Origin of the sequence: Lentzea tibetensis, from assembly GCF_007845675.1 — a bacterium.
GTDB classification, from domain to species: Bacteria; Actinomycetota; Actinomycetes; order Mycobacteriales; family Pseudonocardiaceae; genus Lentzea; species Lentzea tibetensis.
The window spans coordinates 213,083-237,105 of the sequence record NZ_VOBR01000010.1; the positions used below are offsets into that span (position 1 = coordinate 213,083).

Annotated in this window: 22 protein-coding genes and 1 pseudogene; 14 read left to right on the top strand and 9 right to left on the bottom strand. The window is 70.7% G+C overall.

The annotated features are described in order from the left end of the window. Window positions 1-10 precede the first annotated feature (10 nt). From FKR81_RS18115 to FKR81_RS18125, 3 genes are all read left to right on the top strand, one after another. On the top strand, window positions 11-2,263 hold the full coding sequence (locus FKR81_RS18115; RefSeq protein ID WP_146353235.1) for a hypothetical protein: 2,253 nt from the start codon (window positions 11-13) through the stop codon (window positions 2,261-2,263). A gap of 90 nt (window positions 2,264-2,353) precedes the next feature. After that, on the top strand, window positions 2,354-2,947 hold the full coding sequence (locus FKR81_RS18120) for a superoxide dismutase family protein (RefSeq protein ID WP_146353236.1): 594 nt from the start codon (window positions 2,354-2,356) through the stop codon (window positions 2,945-2,947). A 124-nt stretch (window positions 2,948-3,071) separates the two neighbouring features. Next, window positions 3,072-4,064 carry a carboxylate-amine ligase gene (locus tag FKR81_RS18125; protein ID WP_186763027.1) on the top strand — a complete coding sequence of 331 codons (993 nt, stop codon included), beginning with the start codon at window positions 3,072-3,074 and terminating at the stop codon, window positions 4,062-4,064. Here FKR81_RS18125 and FKR81_RS18130 read toward each other — a convergent pair. Both FKR81_RS18130 and FKR81_RS18135 read right to left on the bottom strand, forming a co-directional pair. Beyond that, window positions 4,061-5,581 (bottom strand): alpha-amylase family protein, encoded by a 1,521-nt coding sequence (locus FKR81_RS18130; RefSeq protein ID WP_146353238.1) that lies wholly within the window; start codon window positions 5,579-5,581, stop codon window positions 4,061-4,063. The two genes, FKR81_RS18125 and FKR81_RS18130, sit on opposite strands and share 4 nt — an antisense overlap. Beyond that, the gene (locus FKR81_RS18135; RefSeq protein WP_146353239.1) at window positions 5,578-6,543 is read right to left on the bottom strand and encodes a TIGR03885 family FMN-dependent LLM class oxidoreductase; all 966 of its coding nucleotides are present in this window, start codon (window positions 6,541-6,543) and stop codon (window positions 5,578-5,580) included. Before FKR81_RS18135 ends, FKR81_RS18130 begins: the two co-directional genes overlap by 4 nt. A gap of 95 nt (window positions 6,544-6,638) precedes the next feature. Here FKR81_RS18135 and FKR81_RS18140 point away from each other — a divergent pair, with 95 nt between their 5' ends. The 3 genes from FKR81_RS18140 to FKR81_RS18150 are packed head-to-tail and all read left to right on the top strand — an operon-like array spanning window position 6,639 to window position 9,672. Then, window positions 6,639-7,625, top strand: coding sequence for an efflux RND transporter periplasmic adaptor subunit (locus tag FKR81_RS18140; RefSeq protein WP_222598310.1), 987 nt, complete (start codon window positions 6,639-6,641; stop codon window positions 7,623-7,625). 11 nt (window positions 7,626-7,636) lie between these two features. Continuing rightward, window positions 7,637-8,344: an ABC transporter ATP-binding protein gene (locus FKR81_RS18145; protein ID WP_146353240.1), complete on the top strand. Its 708-nt coding sequence runs from the start codon at window positions 7,637-7,639 to the stop codon at window positions 8,342-8,344. A 44-nt stretch (window positions 8,345-8,388) separates the two neighbouring features. Next, complete coding sequence (locus tag FKR81_RS18150; RefSeq protein ID WP_235921623.1) at window positions 8,389-9,672, top strand: ABC transporter permease; 1,284 nt, start codon at window positions 8,389-8,391, stop codon at window positions 9,670-9,672. A 6-nt stretch (window positions 9,673-9,678) separates the two neighbouring features. Here the strand turns inward: FKR81_RS18150 and FKR81_RS18155 are convergent. After that, window positions 9,679-10,469 (bottom strand): annotated as a pseudogene (locus FKR81_RS18155) (aldo/keto reductase). A 45-nt stretch (window positions 10,470-10,514) separates the two neighbouring features. Then, window positions 10,515-11,318 (bottom strand): SDR family NAD(P)-dependent oxidoreductase, encoded by an 804-nt coding sequence (locus tag FKR81_RS18160; RefSeq protein WP_146353241.1) that lies wholly within the window; start codon window positions 11,316-11,318, stop codon window positions 10,515-10,517. A gap of 78 nt (window positions 11,319-11,396) precedes the next feature. Between FKR81_RS18160 and FKR81_RS18165 the strand changes: the two genes are divergently transcribed. From FKR81_RS18165 to FKR81_RS18185, 5 genes are read left to right on the top strand one after another with little or no spacing between them, the layout of a single operon-like run. After that, a complete protein-coding gene (locus FKR81_RS18165) occupies window positions 11,397-11,834 on the top strand; it encodes a MarR family winged helix-turn-helix transcriptional regulator (protein WP_146353242.1) in 438 nt (145 codons plus the stop codon). Window positions 11,835-11,855: 21 nt separating this feature from the next. Continuing rightward, window positions 11,856-12,950 carry an acyl-CoA dehydrogenase family protein gene (locus FKR81_RS18170; RefSeq protein ID WP_146353243.1) on the top strand — a complete coding sequence of 365 codons (1,095 nt, stop codon included), beginning with the start codon at window positions 11,856-11,858 and terminating at the stop codon, window positions 12,948-12,950. 22 nt (window positions 12,951-12,972) lie between these two features. Beyond that, entirely contained in the window at window positions 12,973-13,575 is a 603-nt protein-coding gene (locus FKR81_RS18175) for a nitroreductase family protein (protein WP_186763028.1), read from the top strand. 10 nt (window positions 13,576-13,585) lie between these two features. After that, window positions 13,586-14,383: a thymidylate synthase gene (locus tag FKR81_RS18180; RefSeq protein ID WP_146353245.1), complete on the top strand. Its 798-nt coding sequence runs from the start codon at window positions 13,586-13,588 to the stop codon at window positions 14,381-14,383. Next, entirely contained in the window at window positions 14,380-14,844 is a 465-nt protein-coding gene (locus FKR81_RS18185) for a dihydrofolate reductase (protein WP_146353246.1), read from the top strand. The genes FKR81_RS18180 and FKR81_RS18185 overlap by 4 nt, the downstream gene beginning before the upstream one ends. On the opposite strand, the gene FKR81_RS18190 is transcribed toward FKR81_RS18185, so the two are convergent. Both FKR81_RS18190 and FKR81_RS18195 read right to left on the bottom strand, forming a co-directional pair. Further along, the gene (locus tag FKR81_RS18190; protein ID WP_146353247.1) at window positions 14,820-15,191 is read right to left on the bottom strand and encodes an MmcQ/YjbR family DNA-binding protein; all 372 of its coding nucleotides are present in this window, start codon (window positions 15,189-15,191) and stop codon (window positions 14,820-14,822) included. The two genes, FKR81_RS18185 and FKR81_RS18190, sit on opposite strands and share 25 nt — an antisense overlap. A 10-nt stretch (window positions 15,192-15,201) precedes the next feature. Continuing rightward, window positions 15,202-16,092 carry a proteasome assembly chaperone family protein gene (locus tag FKR81_RS18195; RefSeq protein WP_146353248.1) on the bottom strand — a complete coding sequence of 297 codons (891 nt, stop codon included), beginning with the start codon at window positions 16,090-16,092 and terminating at the stop codon, window positions 15,202-15,204. A 100-nt stretch (window positions 16,093-16,192) separates the two neighbouring features. On the opposite strand from FKR81_RS18195, the gene FKR81_RS18200 reads away from it, so the two are divergent. Both FKR81_RS18200 and FKR81_RS18205 read left to right on the top strand, forming a co-directional pair. Further along, window positions 16,193-16,807: a DUF4230 domain-containing protein gene (locus FKR81_RS18200; protein WP_146353249.1), complete on the top strand. Its 615-nt coding sequence runs from the start codon at window positions 16,193-16,195 to the stop codon at window positions 16,805-16,807. 4 nt (window positions 16,808-16,811) lie between these two features. Beyond that, entirely contained in the window at window positions 16,812-17,891 is a 1,080-nt protein-coding gene (locus FKR81_RS18205; protein ID WP_146353250.1) for a hypothetical protein, read from the top strand. On the opposite strand, the gene FKR81_RS18210 is transcribed toward FKR81_RS18205, so the two are convergent. Further along, the gene (locus FKR81_RS18210; protein ID WP_146353251.1) at window positions 17,888-18,742 is read right to left on the bottom strand and encodes a hypothetical protein; all 855 of its coding nucleotides are present in this window, start codon (window positions 18,740-18,742) and stop codon (window positions 17,888-17,890) included. The genes FKR81_RS18205 and FKR81_RS18210 overlap by 4 nt on opposite strands. A gap of 271 nt (window positions 18,743-19,013) precedes the next feature. On the opposite strand from FKR81_RS18210, the gene FKR81_RS18215 reads away from it, so the two are divergent. After that, entirely contained in the window at window positions 19,014-20,867 is a 1,854-nt protein-coding gene (locus tag FKR81_RS18215) for a serine/threonine-protein kinase (protein ID WP_146353252.1), read from the top strand. On the opposite strand, the gene FKR81_RS18220 is transcribed toward FKR81_RS18215, so the two are convergent. Both FKR81_RS18220 and FKR81_RS18225 read right to left on the bottom strand, forming a co-directional pair. After that, window positions 20,868-22,868, bottom strand: coding sequence for a DUF3488 and transglutaminase-like domain-containing protein (locus tag FKR81_RS18220; protein ID WP_146353253.1), 2,001 nt, complete (start codon window positions 22,866-22,868; stop codon window positions 20,868-20,870). It lies immediately after the preceding gene. Further along, window positions 22,865-23,983: a DUF58 domain-containing protein gene (locus tag FKR81_RS18225; protein ID WP_235921624.1), complete on the bottom strand. Its 1,119-nt coding sequence runs from the start codon at window positions 23,981-23,983 to the stop codon at window positions 22,865-22,867. The genes FKR81_RS18220 and FKR81_RS18225 overlap by 4 nt, the downstream gene beginning before the upstream one ends. Window positions 23,984-24,023 lie beyond the last annotated feature (40 nt).

The following is a 24,023-nucleotide window of genomic DNA, read 5'->3' on the forward strand; positions in this document are numbered from 1 at the left end:
GGGGAACGCGATGAGTCCACGGGCCTTGGAATTGCGCATCCACGGCGTCAACAACACACCACCGCACGCGATGCTGGCCCTGCCGAAGGAGGAGACCCAGCGGACGCGCGGTGACGACCTCGGCGGCTTCTGGTCCGGTACGGCCCCGAACGAGGAGCTGCTCACGGAGGCCTACTCGTGGGGCGGCATGGCGCGCTCGTCGGTCAGCCTGCCCGGCGGCAACCCGGTCGTGAACGCGTTGTGCCGCATCGGGTGGGCGTTGCTGCTGCCGTTCGGGCTGGCGAACGTCGCCTACTGGAGCCGGAAACTGCCCACCGGCGCGAAACGCCCCGACTGGCGCTGCGGCAGCGGCGCGGCGACGACCCGGCTGTTCGGGTTGGGGCTGACGGTGCTGCTGGTGCTGGCGGCGTGCGAGATCACGCTGGACCTGTTCGCGATCCAGTGCGCGCCCGCGAACGCGTGCCCGCGGCTGCCGAGCGCGTTCGGCTGGTTCAGCGGTCAGGACGTGGCGACGCGCATGGCGATCTCCTCGGCCGGGCCCGTGTTGTTGTTGCTGGGGCTGTGGTTGCTCGCCCGCCGCTCGCGCGTCCGGTACGAGCAGAAGACCACCGAGGCCGGGCGCACCGACCGCGGCCCCGTGATGCTCGCCGACCCCGGGCTGTGGCGCGGTGACGTGATGCTGCGCGAGCTCACCCGCGTGCACCTCGCCGCCGGTTTCGCCGTCGTCGCGCTGGTGTCCTCTGTGGACGCCTGGGCCGCCGCGCCGGAGTTCCGGGTGATCGCCGTGGTGTCGGCGGCGCTGGTGCTCGCGGCGTGCGCGCTGGCGTCGCGGCGGGTCGGCGACGCGCCGGACGTGGCGACCGAGGCGCACGGGCCGCGCGACTCGTGGCTCCTCCTGGGGTTCGCGATGGCCGTGTTCGCCGCCGAGACGGTGTCCCTGCTCGTCGTGCGGCCCGCGTTCACCGGCCGGTTGCTCGTCGCGACGTGGCTGCCGCCGGTGCTGCTCGCGTGCCTGCTCGGCATCGTGGCGTCGGCGTACGCGTGGCGAGCCAACCCGAGGCGGATCCCGCTGCTGCTCGGGCTCCTCGTCGCGGCGGGGCTCGTCGCGGGGTACTCGCACTGGGCCGGTCCGGTGGTCGCGGTGCTCGCCACGGCGACGCTGATGTGGCACGCGCGCAAGGACGACACGCGCGAGTGGGAGGCGTGGTCCGGCATGGGACCCGGTGTGCTGCTGGGGATCTCGCTGGCGTCGTCGATGACGCTGTCGACCATCGCGGTCGTGGCGACCGGCAACTGGTTGCTGGGTCTCACCACCGTTCCGCCGGTGTACGCGTGGTTCAGCGGCTCGTTCACGGTCGCGCTGGCCGCGTTCGTCGCCGTCGCACTCGTGCTCGGTGGGCTCGTGGGCACCCGGTTGGTCAAGCCCTCCCTGCTGCTCGGCGCGGACGACGAACCGGGACCGTCGAAGAACGTGCGCGCACGCCACCTGGCCGCACTGGCGCACCGGGCCGAGAAGGCCGTAGGGCTGCTGTCGATCCTCAGCGTCCTCGCGGTCGCGCTGGCCGTGGACGCGGCGCTGTCCGCACGACGCGACCTGCCCGAGTGGGTCGTCGACCGCGGCCTGTGGTTCACCGTCCTCACCGGCGGCGCGGTCGTCGCCGCGTTCGCGGGCGGCCGGGCGACCCGCCCGCTCGGCCTGGTGTGGGACCTGATCTGCTTCCTGCCGCGCACCGCCCACCCGTTCGCGCCGCCGTGCTACGCCGAGCGCGCCGTGCCGGAGCTGGTGCAGCGCACGCGGGAGTGGCTCGACGGCGGCGCCGACCGGCGCGTGGTGCTCTCCGCGCACAGCCTCGGCTCGGTGCTCGCGACGGCGACGATCTACGCGCTGCCCGAGCGGGACCTGCCGAGGCTGCGGCTGATCACCTACGGCAGCCAGCTGCGGCCGTACTTCGGGCGGATCTTCCCCGAGCTGCTGGGCGGCGGGGTGCTCGGCACACCGCCCACCCGCGGCGGCAGGCTGTGGTCGACCGATCCGTGGCGCTGGCCGGCCACCGAACCTTCGCAGGGCGGTCTGTCCACAATGGTCCCCTGGACGAACCTGTGGCGGCGCACGGACTTCCTGGGCTTCCCCGTGCACGGCTACGCGGCGAACGCGTGCGACCGCCCGGCGCCCGAGTCGAACGGCTCGGGACGCATCGAACGGCATTCGGACTACCAGACCACATCGGCCTACCGGGAGGCGCTCGCGTCTCATTTGGAGTGATCATGGGTGAACCATCGCCCGATCGTGCACGTGCCGTGTCTGGGAACCTGGAACGCCGAAGTGCCCAGTGGCACGTGACCAAGGAGAAGCATGCGTACGACTGTGTCGGTCCTCGTGGGAACCGTCCTGCTCGCTGGTGGACTGGCCGCCTGCTCGTCCGGTGAGCAGCAGGCGGCGCCCGCGCCGACCTCGGCCGCCGTCGTGCCGATCGCCGAGACCGCGGTCGCCGAGCCCGCCGCGTCCGGCGACCAGCCGAAGGGCATCACCTACGACGCCAAGCGCATCCCGGTCGGTGCCAAGCTCGCGGTGGCGTCGAAGTCCGATGGCGGTCAGACCAAGGTGGACCTGACGGTCAGCGGCCTGCTGCCGAACACCAAGTACGGCTCGCACGTGCACACCAAGCCGTGCGGTGCCAAGCCGGCGGACGCGGGTCCGCACTACCAGAACACCAAGGACCCGGTGTCGCCGTCGGTCGACCCGAAGTTCGCGAACACGGAGAACGAGATCTGGCTGGACTTCACCACCGACGACAAGGGTGCCGCGACCGGCACCGCGACGGTGAAGTGGGAGTTCCGCAAGGGCGACGCGAACGCGATCATCGTGCACGCCGCGCACACCAGCACCGAGCACGGCAAGGCCGGCACCGCTGGCGACCGGCTGGCGTGCCTCACGGCCGCTTTCTGACCGACCCGGTGGCCGAAGGCGGGAACGCGATCACGCGTTCCCGCCTTCGGTGGTTTGAAGGGTGACGGCGGTGGGTACCCCTCGACGCTCCCGACTCGAGGGCGAGGTGAGCACCTTGGTCGGTGTGCGACCCCCTGAACCCGTCAGCGTCGCCGAGGAGTTCCTGCTCGTGGACCCCACGAGCGGCCGGCCGTCGGGGCGCGCCGGTGCCGTGCTGGCCCGGCTGCGCGACACCGGGCTGACCTCGTTCCGCGGTGAGCTGGCCACCACGCAGGTGACCGCGACGACCGGGCCGTGCACGAGCCTCGGCGATCTGCGCGCGACCATGGACGCGGCGCGCCACCGGGTCCGGGACGCCGCGCGGGCGGTCGGGGTCGGGGTGCTGTCGCTCGGCGTGCCCTACTGGAGCTCCGAGCACCCGCTGCTGGGGCGCGGCGAACGGTTCCAGCAGCTGCTGCGCACGTACGCGGGCGCGATGGCCGATCACGAGGCGTGCGTCTGCCAGGTGCACGTCGCCGTGCCGGACCGCGAGACCGGGGTCGCCGTCCTCAACCACCTGCGGCCGTGGCTGCCGACGCTGCTGGCGCTGTCCGCGAACTCGCCGTGCCACGAGGGCCGCGACACCGGCTACGCGAGCTGGCGCACCGTGCAGCGGTCCCGCTTCCCCGGCTCGGGTGTGCCGCCGTGGTTCTCGTCGGCGGCCGACTACGACGAGCACGTCGAGCGGATGGCCGAGTGCGGCACGCTCGTCGACGAGGCGCCGTTCTGGCTCGCCAGGCTGGCCTCGCACGGTCCCGTGGTCGAGATCCACGCGGCGGACGCCGTGCCCGCGGTCGAGGACGCGGTCGTGCAGGCCGCGCTGTCGCGGGCACTCGTCCGCACCGCCCTCACCGATCTGGCCGACGGCCTGGAGGCACCGCAGGTCCGCGACGACGTGTGCGCGGCCGCGCTGTGGTCGGCCGCGCGGCACGGACTCGGCGGAGCGGCCGTGCACATCGTGCGGGAACAGCAGGTCACCGCGACCAAACTGCTCCGCGAGCTCGTCGAGCACGTCACCGGCGCGCTGGAGGAGACCGGCGACACCGACGTCCTCGCGTGGTTGGAGTCGTGCCGCTAGTCGTCACCGACGACCCGCAGCCAGCGGCACTCGTAAGGCCCCAGCCGCAGGCTCACCACACCGTCCGCCGACACCGGCTCGGTCTCGCCTGTCAGCACGTCGCGCGGCTCCCGCATCCCGTCGAGCCGCAGCTCCACCTCCCCGGAACCGAGGTTGTGCACGGCGACGACGCACCCGCCGTCGGCCGTGCTGCGGTGCGCGAGCACCGCGGGCTCCCCGGTGTCCAGCACCTCGTAGGTGCCCCACGCGAACTCGGGGCATTCGCGGTAGCGGCGCGCCAGCAACCTGATCCAGGTCAGCAGCTCGTTGTCGTCCGAGACGCGGTCCCACTCCATCGGCGTGCGCACGGCCAGCCTGCCCTCGCGGCTGAGGTCCTCCTCCATGCCGATCTCCTCGCCGTAGAAGAGAACAGGCGTACCGGGCAACGAGAACAGCAGGCTGTAGACCATCTTGATGCGCCGCAGGTCGTGGCCGAGCATCCCGGGCAGCCTCCGCCGCAGCCCGCGTCCGTAGAGCTGCATGTCCTTCGACGGCCCGAACGCGGCGAACACCTCCTGGCGCTCCGGCTCGCTCAGCTTGTCCAGCGTCAGCTCGTCGTGGTTGCGCACGAACGTCGCCCAGTGCGCGTCCCTCGGCGGGTACGGGCGTTCGCGCAACGCCTCCGCCAGCGGTCCGGCGTCCTCACGGGCCAGCGAGAGGTACATCTTCTGCATGCCGATGAAGTCGAAGCACATCGTCAGCTCGTCGCCGGTGTCCCCCGGATCGCCGAAGAACCTCGTCGTCTGGTCGTACGGCAGGTTCACCTCGCCCAGCAGCACCGCCGATCCGGCCCGGCGGGAGAGGAACGCGCGCAGGTCCGCGAGGAAGTCGTGCGGGTCGGGCAACGCCGCCGACTCGGTCTCCAGCAGGAAGGGCACGGCGTCCACGCGGTACCCGGACAGGCCGAGCTCGAGCCACAGGCCCATGGTGCGGGCGATCTCGTCGCGCACCGCCGGGTTGGCGACGTTCAGGTCCGGCTGGTGCTTGTAGAACACGTGCTGGTAGTACTGGTCGGTCTTGGCGTCGTGCTCCCACACCGACTTCTCCTTGTCGGGGAACACCACGCCCTCGGCGGCGTCGGCAGGCGGCTCGTCGCGCCACACGTACCAGTCCCGGTACGGGTTGTCCCTGCTGGAACGCGCTTCGACGAACCACGGGTGCTGGTCCGACGTGTGGTTGACGACGAGGTCGGCGATGACGCGGATGCCCCGCTCGCGTGCGGTGCGCACGAACTCGACGAAGTCGCCGAGCGTGCCCAGCCGGTGGTCGACGGCCTGGAAGTCGGTGATGTCGTAGCCGTCGTCGCGGTCCGGCGACGGGTAGTACGGCATCAGCCAGACGCACGTGACGCCGAGCGAGGAGAGGTAGTCGACCTTCTGCGCCAGACCGGCGAACCCGTTGGCGCAGAACGTCTCCACGTCGAGGCAGTAGATGAGGGCGGTCTTCCACCACAGGTCGGAGGTGCGGGTCCGTTTCACGATGCGCCCTTCAGCTGCGGCAGCACGTGTTCGCCGAACGCGTCGACGAACTCGTCCTGTTCCTGACCGACGTGGTGCAGGTTGATCTCGTCGAAGCCGAGCTCGGCGAACTCGTGCAGCCACGCCGTGTGCTGCCCCAGGTCCGACGACACGTTGACGACCTTCACGACCTGCTCCGGCGACACCTGCTCGGCGATGACGTCGAAGTGCTGCGGCAGCTCGAGGTCCCAGCACACCGGTGGCGGGAACACGTTGCCGCGCCACTGCTCGTGCGCGATCCGCCCGGCCGTCTCGTCGTCGTGCGCCCAGCTCAGGTGCACCTGCAGGTGCAGCGGCCCGCGGCCGCCGGCGTCGCGGTACGCGTCGGTCACCCGGCGCAGCTGGGCGGGCGGCGCGTTGACGGTGACGAGACCGTCGGCCCACTCCGCGCACCAGCCCGCGGTCTCGGGGCTCACCGCGGCGCCCACCAGCGGTGGCGGCTCGTCGGGCAACGTCCACAGCCGGGCCCGGTCGACCGTCACCAGCCCGTCGTGGCTGACCTCCTCGCCGCGCAGCAACGCCTTGATGACGTCGACGCACTCGCGCAGCCTGCGCGCCCGGACGTCCTTGCGCGGCCAGCCTCCCCCGGTGATGTGCTCGTTGCTCGCCTCGCCGGTGCCGAGCGCGGCCCAGAACCGGCCTGGGTACATCGCGGCGAGGGTGCCGATGGCCTGCGCGGTGATCGCCGGGTGGTAGCGCTGCCCCGGTGCGGTGACCACGCCGAACGGCAGCGAGGTCGCCTCCAGCGCGGCGCCGAGCCACGACCACGCGTAGCCGGACTGGCCCTGCCGGGAGCTCCACGGCGAGAAGTGGTCCGAGGACATGGCGCACCGGAACCCGGCTTCCTCGGCGCGGCGCACGGTCGCGAGCAATACCGACGGATGGATCTGCTCGTGTGAAGCGTGAATGCCGTACCTGGTCATCCTCGGGGGCTACCCGAAGCAACCTTGATCCACCCACAGGAGTCATTACCTGTAGGTTGACCGGACCGGTTGAAAAGACATTGGGGGTTTTCCCGGTGAGCAGCAAACATCTCGCGCTGCTGTGCGCGCTCGCGGCGATGGCCGCGACGGCGTGCAGCGCGTCGGGGCCTGGGGAGACCAATCCCGACCTCGCGCCGCGCGGCACGACCATGACCACGGTGAAGCCCTCGCGGCAGGACCTCACGAACAAGATGAGCCTCACCGGCAAGGTGACGATGAACCCGATGTTCGGGCTGGTCGCGCCGATCGCGGGCCAGGTGCGGTTCTTCGACGTGAAAGCGCCTTCCGGCACACCGACCAAGCCGACGCGCGTCGCGACGATCTGGGCGAACGGCACGCCGACGTACGTCGAGGTGCCCGCGGGCGCGGTGCCCGGCGCGCGGCTCGTCGACGACAAGGCGACGGTGTCGGCGGGCATGCCGATCTATTCCGCGAAGCACGGTGCCTACGGCATCGTCGCGGACGTCGCGGGCGACCAGGCGTACAAGATCACCGACGCGCTGGCCGAGGTGCAGGCGCAGATCAAGAACGGGCCCGGCCCGTTCCCGTGCGCCGTGCTCGGCACGATCGCCGCGCTGCCCGCGGGCACCGTTCCCGAGGTGCCGACGCCGACCGAGCCCAAGCCCGGCACGGACCAGCCGAAGCAGCCCGGTCCGCCGACGCAGCAGCAGGAGCAGCCGAAGCCGACCGAGCCGACCGGCCTGCGCGTCGTGTGCACGGCGCCCGCCGACGTGAAGCTGATCAACGGTGCGGCCGCGACGCTGGAGCTGGTGACGGGCAAGGCCGCGAACGCACTGGTCGTGCCGGTCGAGGCCGTCGCCGGCACGCAGGGCAAGGGCAAGGTCGACGTGCTGAAGAACGGCACGCGCACGACCACCGACGTCGTGCTCGGCCTCACCGACGGCAAGGTCGTCGAGGTGAAGTCGGGGCTCAACGGCGACGAGGAGCTGGCCGTCCCCGGCCCGAACCTGCCGGACGGCCCGCAGCAGAACCAGGACGGCGTGAAGCCGACGGGACCGTGATGACGATCCCCATGTCTGCCGCACCGATTGCCGCACCACCGATCCAGACACCGCTCATCCGCTTGTCCGGCATCACGAAGACGTTGAAGGGGCAGGACGAGCCGCGCACGATCCTCGACGGCGTGAACCTGACCGTCCACAGCGGACAGAGCATCGCGATCCTCGGCCGTTCGGGTTCCGGCAAGAGCACGCTGCTGTCGCTCATCGGGCTGTTCGACCGCGCGGACGGCGGCCAGTACCTGCTCGGCGAGCGGGACATCACGAAGCTGCCCGAGCGCAAGGCGGCCGCGTTGCGCAGCGCCGAGTTCGGGTTCGTGTTCCAGCGGTTCTTCCTGCTCAAGCACCTCTCGGCCGCGCAGAACGTGGCCATGGCGCTGGTCAACGGCCAGGGCTGGCTGCCGCGACGCAAGCGCAAGACGCAGGTGATGGAGGCGCTGGACCAGGTCGGCATCGCGCACCTGGCGAAGCACAAGCCACCACGGCTGTCCGGCGGTGAGCAGCAACGCGTCGCCATCGCCCGCGCACTGGTGCGGCAGCCGCGCGTGCTGCTGGCCGACGAGCCGACCGGTGCGCTCGACACCGAGACCGGCAACCTCGTGGTGGACGTGCTGCTGAAGGCGACCCACCGCGGCTGCGGGCTCGTGCTGGTGACGCACGACCACGACCACGCGGCCAAGATGGGCAGCGTGCTGTCCCTGCACGACGGGCGGCTCGGATGATGGCGCCAAGAAATTCAATACTGTCAGGCAGGCTGCGCTCCGCCGTGATCATCGGCGGCCAGGGCATCAGGGCCCGCAAGCTGCGCACGTTCCTGTCCATGATCAGCCTGTTCATGGGTGTGCTCGCGGTCGTCACCGTGCAGGCGGGCGCGGAGATCGCCCAGCGCGCGATGCTCAGCGACGTCGAGCTGCAGCAGGGCAAGGACGGCACGCGCGTGATGTACGTGCCGGACACCGGCGCGTCGATCATCGAGGACGCGATGCGCGGCCGCACCGACGCGGTGGCGTCACTGGGCATGAACGCGATCATCGGCGAACCCGGTGTGCGCCCGGTGAACGAGGGCGGGATGTCGTTCGAGAACGCCGGCCGCGGGCCGCGTGGTGGCGACATGTGGTGCGACGAGCGCGGCTGCTACCCGATGGAGCAGAAGGGGCCGGAGAAGCCGGCGGGCCAGGCGATCGAGGTGCGGATGCAGGCGCTGACCGGTGACGTGCGGTCGTTCCGCCCGTTCCGGCCGGTGACCGGTCAGTGGCTGGACTTCGGCTCCGCGCCGTCGCTCGCGCCGAGGATCGTGCTGAACCGCGAGGCGGCCAAGGGTTTCCGGATGTACCAGGTGCCCGCCGAGATGTCGGTCCAGGGCGCCACCGCGCACATGACGCCGCAGATCGTCGGCGTGATCGACGACGGCGGCTACGAGCCCACCGCGTACATCCGGATCGACGAGCTGCGGTCGTGGTTGCCCAGCGGCACCGCCCAGGCCGCCGACCCGTACCGCGGTGGCGGCGGCCTGCAGCTGATGATGTCCCCCGGCACCGACGACCTCGAGCAGACGCTGAAGGCCAAGCTCGCAGGCACCGGCCTGAAGGCGGAACAACTCCAGTCGAACGTGATCAACTCGCGGGCTCGCATGCTGGAGGAGCTCGCGATCATGCGGTGGATCTTCCTCGGGATGGCCGCGCTGGTGCTGCTGATCGGTGTCGCGGGCATCCTCAACGTCGGTCTGGCGACCGTCGGTGAACGGGTCGAGGAGTTCGCGCTGCGGCGTGCGGTCGGCACGTCGCGGATGCTGCTGGCGGGCATCGTGCTGTCCGAGACGTTGCTGACCGGCCTGCTGACGGCCGGTGCCGCGATCGGCGTCGGCGTGGTCGGCCTGAAGGTCGGCTCGCAGATCATCGGAGGCAAGTACCCGTCGCTGCAGGGCATCGAGTTCCCCTGGCAGGCAGGCGTGGCAGGGGTGATCGCGGGTCTCGTCGCCGGCATCCTGGGTGGCCTGATCCCGGCCGTCCGGGCGGCGCGCATCCCGATCGCGACCGTGATGCGCGCCTGACCCCGGTCAGGCCTGGTTGAACTCGTCCGGGTCGGGGCCGATGCGGCCGTTGCGGTCCAGGGTGGACAGTGCGGCTACGTCGGCGTCGGTGAGGGTGAAGTCGAAGACCGCGATGTTCTCCCTGATGCGGGACGGCGTCACGGACTTCGGGATCACGACGTTGCCGAGCTGCAGGTGCCAGCGCAGCACGATCTGCGCGGGCGTGCGGCCGTGGCGCGCGGCGAGCTCGGTGACCACGGGGTCGCTGAGCAGCTCGCCGCCCTGGCCGAGCGGGCTCCACGCCTCGGTGCGGATGCCGTGCCGCTCGTGGAACGCGCGGAGCTCGGCCTGCTGCAGGTACGGGTGCAGCCATCACAAGACCCGAGGTTGATCGCGGGGGTGACGCCGAGGTCGATGACCCGCTCCAGGTGCGCGGGCTGGAAGTTGGACACGCCGATCGCGCGCACCCGGCCGTCTTCGAGCAGCTTCGCGAACGCGCGCCAGGTGTCGACGTAGAGGTCGCGCGCGGGCGTCGGCCAGTGGATCAGGTACAGGTCGAGCACGTCGAGCTTGAGCTTGTTGAGCGACTCGTCGAACGCGCGGAGCGTCGAGTCGTAGCCCTGGTCGGCGTTCCACAGCTTGGTGGTGACGAACAGGTCGTCGGCGCCGGACGCCGCGATCGCCTCGCCGACGCCGCGCTCGTTGCCGTAGATCGCGGCGGTGTCGATGCTGCGGTAGCCGTACTCGATGGCCGTCGCGACCGCCTTCGCCGACTCGTCGTCCGGCACCTGCCAGACGCCGAAGCCGAGCTGGGGCATGGTGACGCCGTTGTTCAGGGTGATGCTGTTCAAGGGAAATACCTCTCAGGGGATGAGCGTGGGTGCGGTGCCGCCGTCGACGCGCAGCGCCGCGCCGGTGGTCGCGGACGCGAGGTCGGACGACACGTAGGTGATGAGGTTCGCGACCTCCTGCGGGCGGATCAGCCTGCCCAGCAACAGGGTCGGGCGTTCGGTGCGGACGAACTCGGCCTCGCCGCCGTCGCCGACGCGGTCGCGGATGAACTCCTCGACGCCGGGCGTCAAGGTCGAGCCGGGCAGCACGGAGTTGACCGTGACGCCGGTGCCCGCGACCGCCTGGGCCATGCCGCGCGCGACGGACAGCTGCGCGGTCTTCGTCATGCCGTAGTGCACCATCTCGGTCGGCACGAACACCGCGGACTCGCTGGACACGAAGATCACCCGGCCCCAGCCGCGCTCGACCATCCGCGGCGCGTGGTGCGTGGACAACCGCACGCCGGACATCACGTTGGTCTCGAAGAACCGCAGCCACTCGGTGTCGGGGATCTCGAAGACCGGTGCGGCCTCGAAGATCCCCAGGTTGTTGACCAGCACGTCGACGTCGGGCTCGGCGGCGACCAGTGCCGCCACTCCTTCGGCGGTGGACACGTCGGCGGCGACACCGCGGACGTCGCCGGCGATCTTGGCGACGGCCTCGTCGACGCGGTCCTGCGAGCGGCCGTTCACGATGACCGTCGCGCCCGCCTCGGCGAGTGCCTGCGCGGTGGCGAAGCCGATGCCGGACGTGGACCCGGTGACGAGGGCTGTGCGGCCGGACAGCCCGGCGAAGTACGTGACCCCCCTGAGGCGGCGTTCAGGTCCGCTGTTCATCTCTCTCCCCGCTAGACTTGCCTAAGACGATAACCAGCGTATGCAATAGTTGCAGACGCTGTCTATTAGGAGTTGGCCATGTCACTGGACGACGACGCCGTGCAGGCACGTGCCCAGGGGTGGCGGACGCTCGCCGCGCTGCACGCCCGCATCGAGGACCGCCTGGAGAAGGCGCTGCAGCGGGAGCACGAGCTGTCCGTCAGCGAGTACACCGTTCTCGACGTGCTCAACCGCCAGGACGGCTTCCACCTTCGGATGAACCAGCTCGCGGCCGCCGTGGTGCTGAGCCAGTCGGCGACGACGCGCCTGGTCACGCGACTGGAAGACCGGGGACTGCTGCAGCGCTACCTGTGCCCGACCGACCGGCGCGGCATCTACACCGAGGTCACCGACAAGGGCGACGACCTGCTCGCGCGGGCGCGTCCGACGCACGACGCCGTGCTCGGCGAGGCGCTGGACGAGGCGGCGGCGCTGCCGGAGCTCGCACCACTCGTGAGGGTGCTTTCAGGGCGGTGAACTTCCGAGCATGATCAGCGCGTGACCGACCTCATCGCCCTCATCCGCGCCGAAGCCCCCGAGGCCGAAGCACGCCGCGCGCTCACCGAGCCGGTCGTCGCCGCGATCGTGGACGGCGGGCTGCACCGGCTGGTCAGCCCGAAGCGCTACGGCGGCGCGGAGATGGGCCTGCCGGAGTGGAGCCGGACGATCCAGGAACTGTCCCGTGCGGACGGTTCCACCGGGTGGACCGTCATGACGACCTGCATCTCCGCGGCGCTCGCGTGGTACCTGCGCGCGGAGGGCGCGGACGAGGTGTTCGCCGACCCCCGTGCGGTCATCGCGGGCACGGCGGCGCCGGTCGGCCGCGGCGAGGTCGCGCCCGACGGCTACGTGATCAGCGGCCGCTGGGGCTGGGGCAGCGCGACGCCGCACAGCCAGTGGATCATCGGCAGCGCGCTCACCCCCGACGGCCCCCGGATGGCGGTCTACCGGCGCTCGGAGGTCGAGATACACGACACGTGGGACGCGGCGGGGCTGTGCGCGACGGGTTCGCACGAGTTCTCCGTCTCCGACGTGTTCGTCCCCGGTCATCGCGCCGTCTGGCCCGCCACCGACGCGCCGGGCATCGACGGCCCCATCCCCGCCTTCCCGTACTTCGGTTTCCTCGCCGTCGGCGTCGCGTCGGTCGGACTCGGCATCGCCCGCCGTGCCGTCGACGAGATCGAGGCGCTCGCGCTCGCGAAGACCCCTCAGCACACGACCACCCGCCTCGCCGAACAAACCGGCGCGCAGATCGACGTCGCGCTGGCCGAGGCCAGGCTGTCGTCGGCGCGGGCGTTCCTGCGCGAGGAGCTGGAACGCTGCTGGGAGCTCGCGGTTTCGGGACAGCAAGTGCCGGCCGAGCCCCGCGGCAGGCTGCGGCTGGCATGCTCGCACGCGGCGGCGGAGGCCACCGAGGTCACCAGAACGGCGTTCGCGCTCGGCGGCGGCAGCGCGGTGTTCGCGTCGTCCGGGCTGCAGCGCTGCCTGCGCGACGCGGCCGTCGCGGCGCAGCACACCATCGTGTCGCGCCGGCTGTTCGAGACCTATGCCAAGGTCCGGTTCGGCTTCGGACCCGACACGGCCCGATTCTGATCCTGATCCTGGGAAGGTTCTGATGGACGCACTCGACGCGATCATGACGACGCGGGCGATCCGCAGGTTCACCACCGTCCCCGTCTCCGACGAGGACATCTGGACGTGCCTGCGCGCGGCCCAGCAGGCGCCGTCGGGTGGCAACCGCCAGGTGACGAGGTACCTGGTCGTCACCGATCCGGACCTGCGCCGCGAGATCGGCGAGTACTACCGCAAGTCCTACGACACGTACACGGGCTCGCGCGTCGACACGAGCACGGACGCGACGTGGACGCGGATCAAGGCGTCAGCGCGGCACCTCGCGGACCACCTGGCGGACGTGCCGGTGCTGGTGTTCTTCCTCATGCCCGCCGACCGGCCGGGCAACGCCGTCGACATCGGCCCGCTGACCGCGTCGGTGTACCCGGCGGTGCAGAACTTCTGCCTGGCCGCCAGGACGCTGGGCCTCGGGACGACGCTGACCACGGTGATCCGGGCGCACCACGCGGAGGTGCTCGAACTGCTCGGCGTACCGGACGGCTACGAGGTCGCGGCGATGGTGCCGCTCGGTCATCCGACCGGCAGTTTCGGCGTGGCGAAGCGACGCGACGTCGCGGATGTCACCCGTTGGAACCAGTGGAGCTAGGCTCGCGGGCATGCCGGACACGCAGTACGAAGACCTGCTCCGCCACGTGCTGGACACGGGTACGCGCAAGGAGGACCGCACCGGGACCGGGACGCGGTCGATCTTCGGCCACCAGCTGCGCTACCGGTTGTCCGACGGTTTTCCGCTGATCACGACCAAGAAGGTGCACTTCAAGTCGATCGCGTACGAGCTGCTGTGGTTCCTGCGCGGCGAGAGCAACGTGAAGTGGCTGCGGGACCAGGGCGTGACGATCTGGGACGAGTGGGCGTCGCCGTCCGGTGAGCTCGGCCCGGTGTACGGGGTGCAGTGGCGGTCGTGGCCCACCCCCGACGGCGGGCACGTCGACCAGATCAGCGAGGTGCTGCACGCGTTGCGCACCAACCCGGACTCGCGGCGGATCATCGTGTCCGCGTGGAACGTCGGCGAGATCGCGCAGATGGCGCTGCCGCCGTGCCACGCGTTCTTCCAGTTCTACGTCGCCGACGGGCGGCTGTCGTGCCAGCTGTACCAGCGCAGCGCGGACCTGTTCCTCGGCGTGCCGTTCAACATCGCGTCGTACGCGCTGCTGACGCACATGATCGCCCAGCAGGTCGGGCTCGAGGTCGGCGACTTCATCTGGACCGGCGGCGACTGCCACGTCTACGACAACCACCAGGAGCAGGTGCGCGAGCAGCTGAGCCGCTCGGCGTACGAGTTCCCCCAGCTGAGGCTGCGTCAGGCCGCCACGCTGTTCGACTACTCCTACGAGGACTTCTCGGTCGAGGGCTACCGGCACCACCCGGCGATCAAGGCTCCGGTGGCGGTGTGATCGGCCTGATTTGGGCGCAGTCCGCGAACGGCGTCATCGGCCGCGACGGCGCGATGCCGTGGCACCTGCCGGAGGACATGAAGCACTTCCGCGCGCTGACGAGCGGCACGACGGTGATCATGGGCCGCCGCACGTGGGACTCGCTGCCTTCTCGTTTCCGCCCGCTGCCTGACCGCCGCAACATCGTGCTGACCCGGCAGAAGCGCCTGTTCGAGGGCGCTGACGCGTTCTCGTCGCTGGACGAGGCGCTGGCGTCGGTGACCGGCGACGTCTGGGTGATCGGCGGCGCGGCCGTGTACGAGGCGGCACTGCCGTTCGCGGACACCGTCGTCGTCACCGAGCTGAAGGAGTCCTTCGAGGGCGACACCTTCGCGCCCGCTGTCTCACGGCCGGTCGAGTCCGAGTCCGAGTGGCTGGAGTCGAAGACCGGCCTGCACTACCGGTTCGTCAGGTACTCCTGAGCCAGCCGCTTCGGCGCGCGGTGCAGCCAGGCCTCGATGATCAGCTCCTCCAGGTCACCGACCGCGATCTCGTCCAGCCACACCAGCACCGCCGGGTAGCCGTCGAAGTGCGGCGTGGTGAAGCAGCCCGTGATCTCGGCGAGCGCGGCCTCCTTGGCGCCCAGGTCGGGCACCCAGAGGCCGAGCACCGGCCCGCCCTGCTCGGTCAGCCCGAGCGCCTTCAGGTCGGACTTGCGCAGCGGGCGTTCCCAGGCGAGCGACTTCTTCCTGACCGCCCACTTGCCGTCCTGCTCCGTCACGTCCGGCAGGCCGGTCGCGATGCGGCTCACGTCGTCCCAGGTGGCCATGGGGCACCTTTCAGAGGTGGTCCGGCGGGCGCTGCTGCTCGGCGAGGAACCGCTCGAACTCGGCGCCCAGCTCGTCGGCGCTCGGGATGTCCGTCCCGACGGTCTGGATGAACGCGTCGTACTGCCGCTCCAGCGCCTCGACGACCTGGGCGACCTCCTCCGACTCCGCGACCTGCCGGTGGATCTCGGCGTCGGTGCGCTGCGCGGCGGTGAGCAGCGGGTCCGCGGTGAGCGACAGCCCGGACGCCCGCGACACCGCGTCCAGCAGCGTCACCGCGGCCGTCGGGTAGTTCGACTGCGCCAGGTAGTGCGGCACCTGCGCGGCGAAGCCCATCGCGTCCTGGCCGGCCTCGCCGAGCCGCATCTCCAGCAGCCCGGCGATGTTGCCCGGCACCTGCACCCGGTTGAAGAACGGCTGGTACTCGGCCACCAGCTCGGTGCGCGTGGCGTGCCCGATGACGCTGAGCGGCCGCGTGTGCGGCACGCCCATCGGCACGCCGTGGAACCCGACGGTGAGGCGCACGCCCCACCGTTCGACCAGCGACCGGACCGCCAGCACGAACCGCTCCCACTGCCGGTCCGGCTCGGGGCCGGTCATCAGCAGGAACGGGGTGCCCGCGGTGTCGTGCAGCAGGTGGACCACCAGCTGCGGCGTCGCGTAGTCCTCCCAGTGGTCCGTCGCGTAGGTCATCAGCGGCCTGCGGGACCGGTAGTCGATGAGGTCGTCGACGTCGAACCGGGCGATCACCCGGTGCTCGTGCGTCGCGAGCAGGTGCTCGGCGAGCAGCCGCCCGGCCGCCCCGGCGTCCATGAACCCGTCGAAGTGATGCAGCAGCACCGATCCGGTCAGGTCAGGGACCTCGGAGTCGACCTCGTACAGGTTCTCCGGATCGTGCACCATGCCTCCTACTTCGTTCGCCTTCGTACCAAGCCAACCAGATGAGGGCCGGATTCCTTCCGAGCGGGGTGTCGGAACTCAGGTTCGAGGGTATTCCGCCGACATGAGTCGGCGCTGGGTCAAGCTCGCGTTGGTGTTCACCGCTGTGCTGGTTCTGCTCGCAGGGACCTTGCAGCTGACCGTCGGACTTCCCCAGTTCGGCACCGAGACCGTCGACCGCAGCCAGCCAGCCGTGCTGAAGGCGCTGCGCGACCTCAGCCAGTTCCACGCGGCGGCGGGTGACTACCAGGTCGTGCTGGACATCGAGCAGGACGTGAAGTGGGTGCCCGCCGCGCTGGCAGGCTCGCGCACGCTGTTCGTCGCCGCCGGGTCGGTCAACGCCTACGTCGACTTCGGGTCGCTGGCCGAGGACGGGCTGGTGATGTCGCCGGACCGCAAGTCCGTCGAGGTGCGGCTGCCTCCGGCGCGGCTGGACAAGCCGAACATCGACCACGAGCGCAGCTACGTGTTCAGCCAGGAGCGCGGTCTGGTCGACCGGCTCAACGCGGTCGTCGAGACACCGGACCAGGGCCGGTTCTACGTGGCGGCCGAGGAACGGATCGCGCGGGCGGCCACCGAGTCCGGGCTCACCGACCGCGCGCGGGACAACACGCGGTCGATGCTCACCGGAATGCTCCAGGCGCTGGGTTTCCAAGTGACGATCAAGACTGAAGACTGATCCGGTGAGCAAACTCCTGGGGGTCAAGGCGTACGGCTACGACTGGTGTTCCTCGATGAGCGTTGCCGAAGCCGCGGACACCATGGTGCGCCAGGGCATCGACTGGGCGTTGGTGCAGAACCAGATCGACCCGCTGCCCGGTAGCGCCGTCTCCCAGTTGCCGCCCGCCGGTTCGTACACGGACAGCGCTTTCCGCGACGCGCTCGGGTCGCGCGGTGTGCGCGTCTTCCAGTCGACGTCGGTGTTCTTCGACCCCGCCGGGTTCGCCTCACGTCCTGACCTGCGGCCCGTGGACCAGCACGGGCGGGTGTTCGAGCCGTTCGGGTGGTACGTCGGCGTGTGCCCGTCGGACCAGTCCTACCTGGCGCGCAAGGCCGATCTCATCGCGTCCGTGGTGTCGTCGTTGCGGCCGGACGGGATCTTCCTGTCGTTCATCAGGTTTCCGGGGTTCTGGGAGCTGTGGATGCCCGACACCCCGCGTTCGTCGGTTGCGGAGTACTGCTTCTGCGCTCGCTGCCTGGACCGGTTCGCGGTGGAGACGGGGCACGACACCCGTGACGTGCGCACGATTCTCCACGAGCTGCGGGATGCTTGGACCTCGTGGAAGTGCTCGCTGATCGCTTCCGCTGCCGGGGTGTTGCGTTCGGCCGCTCTCGAGGTGGATCCGACGATCACGGTGGTGCTCAACGGTTTCGGCCTGGGTTCCGGCGACTTCGGGAACGCCGTCGAGGAGGTGCTGGGCCAGCGGTTCGCCGACCTGGACCCGTACATCGACCACTACGAGCTGATGTTCTACTTCCAGATCCAGCGGCGCTCGCCGTACTCGTACGTCGCCGACCGGATCGCCGAGGCGCGGGCTTCGACCTCACGCACCCTGCTGGCCTGTTTGCAGGGTGGTGCCGAGTACCTGGAGCCTTCGTACGCTTCTGGCGGGCGGAAGCGTTCGATCACCGACGAGGACTTCCGCGCCGCTCTGCGAGGCAGCGCGGAAGCCGACGGTGTGCTCGTGTACTCGTGGCCGGACCTGCTGGCTGATCCCTCGCGGGTGGTCGCGTTGCTGGACTACAAGAACGGCCTGCTCTAGAGATCTTTGAGTGAGAAGTCGACCCAGACCGTGCCCCAGGTGGTCTGCCGCGTCACCTGCGCCATGGCGTCGCCGATGGTCTTGGCGTAGGGCTTGGCGAGCTTGCCCCACCACTTCTTGTCCGACTGGTAGCCGTACTGGTAGAGCACCGGGCTCGGGTAGAACGTGTCCGCCCAGATCTTGAACTCGGCGACGAACCCCTCCAGCGTCTCGAAGAACTGGCTGTCGTTGGTGAACCTGATGTCACCGCGGTAGGTGGGCGGCATCCACTTGGGGTCGTAGTGCTTGAGCATCAGGCTCAGCCTCTGGTCGTGCCCCTTGATCTTCTGCTCCCACCGCTGGGCCACGTCATCCGGTACCGGCTGCCCGCAGTCCTCGCAGACGCCCTGGTACCACTCGACGTCGACCTGGATCCCCTGGACGCTCGGGTGGCGCTTGTAGCGGTTCAGCGCGAGGTCGACGAGCTGGTCGACGCTGGCGAAGCCGGGTTCGAGGCTGAGCCACACCTTCATGCCGGTGTCGTCGAAGTGCTTCAGGTACTTCTCGTGCTTGTCCGAGCTCTGGAAGGTGATGTTCGGGTAGCTCTGGTTGTCCGGCTTGGGGAACTCGACCTTCATGCCGCGCCCGTTGAGCGCGCCGACGTTCCACAGCCCGATGCCGGTGGCACCGGGGAAGTAGCCCTTCATCTTGTTCATGTAGCCCGACCAGGTGCCCGGCTGCGGGAATCCGCCACCGGGCCCGTACGGCGACGACCGCACACCCGCCCACGTGGGGCCTGCCGGCTCTTGGGCTTGGGCTGGTGTGCAGATCAGGCTCGTGAGAAGGAGGACCACCGAGAGGATCACACGCATCTCGATCTCCTAGCGCAGGTTTGTAAAGACTCTTTACCTGCGGCGGTGTCCCGAACGTACCGCTTCGTCTGGTTCAGGGGAATGGCCGGGACGTTTTCCCAGGTCGGCTTCGTTTTGGTGTGATCAACGGCCCGTTCACGCGACTTGTCGTGGCACCGGAAGCAACCTCGTGCGTCCCGCAAAAAGGAAGCGCGGGGAGGCGGCCGGCGAGTTGTCCACAGGTTCACGCTCGAACCCGAACCGGATCTCCCGGCCCGGCTAATATCCGGATGTGGAGGACGAGTTACTGGCCTGGGCGCCGCAACCCGGCGACCAGCCGGCCGCACCGGTGCGCCTGCCGGGCTACAGCGACTTCCGGTTGGTCACGCACGGCGGAGAGGGGGCGATCTACCGAGCACGACAGGACGGCCTCGGCCGCGACGTGGCCGTCAAGGTGCTGTCTTGCGGGGACGATCCCGCCACGCTCGCCCGTTTCCGCCGCGAGCTGGCGATCACCGTGGAGCTGGGCCGCCAGCACCCGCACATCGTCACCGTCCTGGACACCGGCACCCTGCCCGACGGCCGCCCGTGCATCGTCATGGAGTACTACGAGCGCGGCTCGCTGCACGACCTCCTGCGGGCCACCGGTCCCCTGCCGGTCGCCGACGTGGTCGCCGCAGGCACCGCCGTGGCCGACGCACTGGCCTTCGCCCACGCACAGGGCATCCTGCACCGCGACGTGAAGCCGCAGAACGTGCTGCTGCTGCCGACCTCGTACGTGCTGGCCGACTTCGGCATCGCCCGCGGCTTCGACGCCGAGCACTCGGCGTCACTCGAGATGGTCAGCTACCGCCACGCCGCCCCGCAGATGCTGGACGGCGACCGGCCTGCCGCGTCCGACGACCTGTGGTCGCTCGGCTCGACCCTGTTCACCCTGCTCGAGGGCAAGCCACCGTTCGCGTCCGACAACCCCGACGAGGACACCCTCCTGTCGTACGTCGGGCGGGTCCGCTCGTCATCGCCGCGGCCGCTGACCCGTGCCGACGTGCCGCCCGGTTTGGCCGCCGTGATCGCGCGGTGCCTGCAGAAGGACCGCGGTGACCGGTTCGCGGATGGCGCCGCGGTGCGTTCGGCTTTGGCGGGGCCGTTGAACAGTCCTTTGTCCACTGTAGATCCGGACAGCACGTTCCTGTTCCGCTCGCGGGCCGAGGTCGTGCCTGAGGGGCCGACTTCCGCGCCGGGGTTCGGGCCCGTGCCCACGCCCGAGGAGCCCACCGCCGTCGTCGAGGCGGTGGAGGAGGAGCGGGACGACTCCTGGCTGGCGCAGCTCGACGACCTCACTCGGCGGCAGAACTCGGTCGTCGTGGAGACGATCGGGCCTGGGGTTGCCCCTCCCCCAGCGGTTCCGGGTTCGTCCGGTTCCGCACCGGCTTCGGGTCTGTCCGGGTCCGCGCCTGCTTCGGGTTTCGGCCCGGCGCCAAGCGCGGGTTCGGGTTTCGGCTCGGCGCCAGACGCAGGGTCCGGGTTCGGCCCAACACCAGGCGCGGGGTCAGGCTTCAGCCCAGCACCAGGCGCGGGTTCGAGTTTCGGCCCAACACCAACCGCAGGCCCAGGCGCGGCCTCGGGTTTCAGCTCAACGTCAGGCGTGAGCTCAGTCGACACCGAGCCCCGAACCGACCGAGTCCCAGCGCGCCGAAAGCGCCGCGGCCCGGTGCTGACCCTGCTGGCCCTGGCCACCGTGGTGATCGGCATCGTGCTGGGTGTGGCGTTCAACCGCCCAGACCAGCCACCGGTGACCCAACCAACGACCACCACCACCACGACTTTGGCGGTACCGGAGACCACCGCGAGCGTGCCCCAGGGCAGCGACCCGCGGTTCGCGCCGGTGTTGAAGCGGGCCGAGTTCGACGGCGGCGCCATCGAGCTCGAGTGGACCGACCCGAGTGGCGGCAAGGCGCAGTTCGTGGTCGTGGACGTGTCGGGCGCGAAGCCCGACCCGTTGCTGACGGTCGCCGCCGGCGGCACCAAGCACACGATCGAGCAAGCCGGTGAGCGGCAGCGGTGCTTCCAGATCCTCGCCATCGGCCTCGACGATCCGACCACGCAGCGCGGCTCGTCCGCCAAGGTGTGCGCGGTCAAGAACTGATCAGCGGCGCCACAGTGGGCGCGGGTCCAGCGACCAGAACACCTTGCGGTACCAGGGAACCGTGCGCCGCACGACCTTGCGCGTCTCCCGCGCCAACGACCACGCGTCGGCGACGGGTGCGGGATCCGGCGCGAAAGCTGCGCGGTCGGCCAGCACCGCCAGGCGCGCCGCGGCCGAGCCCAGCCCGCGCGCCACGTCCGGAGCTGTCTGATGCACCGAAGGCGAACGCCCCGCCAAGAGAAGCACGTCGAGCACGTACGACCACGCGCCAGGAGCACCACCGAAACGCAGGCGCAGCCGACGGCCGAAACGCAAGCCCCACAACAGGAGTGGCACCAACAGGACAGCCAGGAACCACAACGGCTTGAAACCCGATGCGACAACAGGAGCGGCTACCGGAGGGGCCACGGAAGGCAAAGCGAGCGGTGGCAGGGAAGCCTGGGTGGTCGGCGGCTTCGCGGTGGTGGAGGCGAGCCGGTTCAGCACCTCGCGCTTCGAGGCGGCGCTCGGGCCGCTTCCGTTGCCCGACACCGGATCGAACGGCACCCAGCCCCAGCCGGTGAAGTACACCTCGGGCCACGCGGTCGCGTCGGCGGCGCGGACCACGCGGTCACCGGACGCGTCGGCCGGCACGGGCTGGAAGCCGACCACCACGCGCGACGGCAGGCCGACCGCGCGGGCCAGCACCGCATAGGCGGAGGCGAACTGCTCCGCGGTGCCCGCCTGGGCGCCCGCGTCACCGTTGGTGCCGAACAGGAAGGTCTCCAGGCGGGCGTAGGAAGAGCCGACAGGCGCTTCGGCGTCGGGGCGGCGGTCCAGGCGCACCACCTGTTCGATCGCGACGGCCTTCTCGTACGGGGTCTGGGCGTTCACGACGATCTGGCGCGCGTACTCGGCCAGTGAGAACGGCAGGCGCGGCAGTGCCAGGTAGCGGCGGACCGACGGGTCGGCAGGCACCGAAGCGACGGCCAGTTCCTCGTCGGACGGGGTCTCGAGTGCGCCGCGCACGGTGTAGCGCAGGCCGGTGCGGACGCCGTCCGCCAGCACCAGTGAGCCCGAGTTCGGGTCGACCATGGCGTCGCTCAGGCTCACCGCCCGCGGCCTGCCCACTGCGGGCACCCACTCGCCGGACAGGGCACCGATCTGGACGTCCACCGACGTCTCGTCGAGCCGGTTGCCCACCGGCAGGTCCGGCGGTGCGACGACGCCCAGCGGGCCGTAGGTCGACGCGGCCTCCCACGACGCACCCGTGTAGTCCGACAGGGTCGCCAGGCGGAGCGGCACCTCGGGGCCTCGGGTGCGGAACAGTTCGGTGTCGCCCATGGCTGCCCAGGAAGCCAGCTGCGGCAACGGGTTCGCGATCTCCACGTCGGTGACCGGCGGGCGGACCAGCTTGCGCGGTTCGAACGCGTCCACCGAAGGCAGCACCACCGCCAGCAGAGCGAGGCACGCCAGAACCACACCGACGGGCGGTGCGACGGGGCCGCGCCGCTCCAGGAGAAGCCATCCTCCTGCGAGCAAACCCAGCAGCAGCAACGCGACCAGTCCGTGCGGGTCGATGCGGCCCGCGGTCAGCAGTGCGCCGGACATGTACAGCACCGCCGCGCCCACGGCCGGAGCGAAGAGGGAGTTTCCCTTGCGGGCAACGGAAACCGACACGACCACCGACACGCCGAACACCAGCAGCAGGCCCGGTGTCAGCAGCTCCGGTGTCGCCGGAGCCGGACGGGCCGCGGTGAGCAGGCGCGGCACGGTGTCCAGCAGCACCTGGGTCGGATCGGTCCGGCCGGGCACGGCGTCACGCGCGGCGAAGAAGCCGCCGGTGAAGCCGAGGATGAGCATCGTCAGCACCGCGAGACCGGCGGGCATCTTCTGCTTCAACAGCACGGCGACGAACCCCAGCAGCACGCACAGTCCGAAGAGGACCAGCATGCCGTCCCACGCCCGGCCGAAGTGCAGTGCGGCGACGAGCAGGACGAGTGCGGACCACAGAAGTTTCACCTGGCCACCACCGCGTTCCACTCGTCGAGCAGGTCCTCGGCGCGCGGGCCGCGCAGCACCAGCACGGAACCGGCGGCCGACACCGAGCGCGCGTCATCGATCGCCAGCAGCACGCCGACAGCGGCACGCGAGGCCTCCAGCAGCAACGGCGGCAGCTCGGCGCGACCGCCCGTCACCACCGACACCACGTCCAGGTCGCGCACGGGAACCGAAGCGACAGCGGAGGAATCGGCCGACTTGAGGTCGGCCAGCGCGGCCAGTGCGACGTCCGAGTCGGTGTTCTCCAGGTCGAGCGAACCCGACGTCGTCAGCAGGCGGACGGGGTGGCCGGAGCCGAGCGCGGACGTCACCAGCGACGCGGCGACCTCCACGGCGTGCTCGAACGCGCCGGCGTCCTGGTAGTGGGCGGAAGCGTCGTCCAGCACCACGGCGAGGTGCGGGCGGGCCGGGTCCGCGTCCTCGCGGATCATCAGCGTGCCGGTGCGGGCCGACGTCGCCCAGTGCAGGCGGCGCAGGTCGTCGCCGGGGACGTACTCGCGCAGACCGACCAGGTCCGTGCCGCCGCGTTCGACGCGTTCGTCCGCGCCGACCTGGCCCCGGCGGGCGCCGGACGGGAGGCCGCGCACCGGCAGGACGCGCGGCACGACGCGCACCCGCACGACCTCGCCCAGCACGGTGCGGGCCACGGCGAGGCCGGCCAAACCCTTGCGGTGCAACGTGAGCGGGCCGACGTCCAGCACACCGCGCACGTCCGTCGGGATCGGGTACTCGACGGACGTCCGCTCCCCCGGCGCCAGCACGGGAACGTCGACCGCCACCGGAGATCCGGCGACCAGGTCCGTCGCGTCCAGCGCGATCGGCCAGCGGGTGCCCGAACTCGCGAGCTCGAGACGTCCGGCGCAGCGGCCGAGGCGGTGCACGGTGCGCGGACGCACCGTGCGGGTCGGGACCACCGGCGCGGCGCGCAGCACCGACACCAGCGCCGCGACCACCAGGCCGCACAGCCCGAGGCCGAGGCCCGCCACGCCCGGATAGCGCCACCACAGGCCCAATGCGACCAAGACCAGGCCCAGCACCAGCGATCCGGTGCCGCGCAGAGTCAGCCGGACTCTCACGTCAGCCCCCGGAACTGTCGGGGGTCGTCGGTACGCTCGG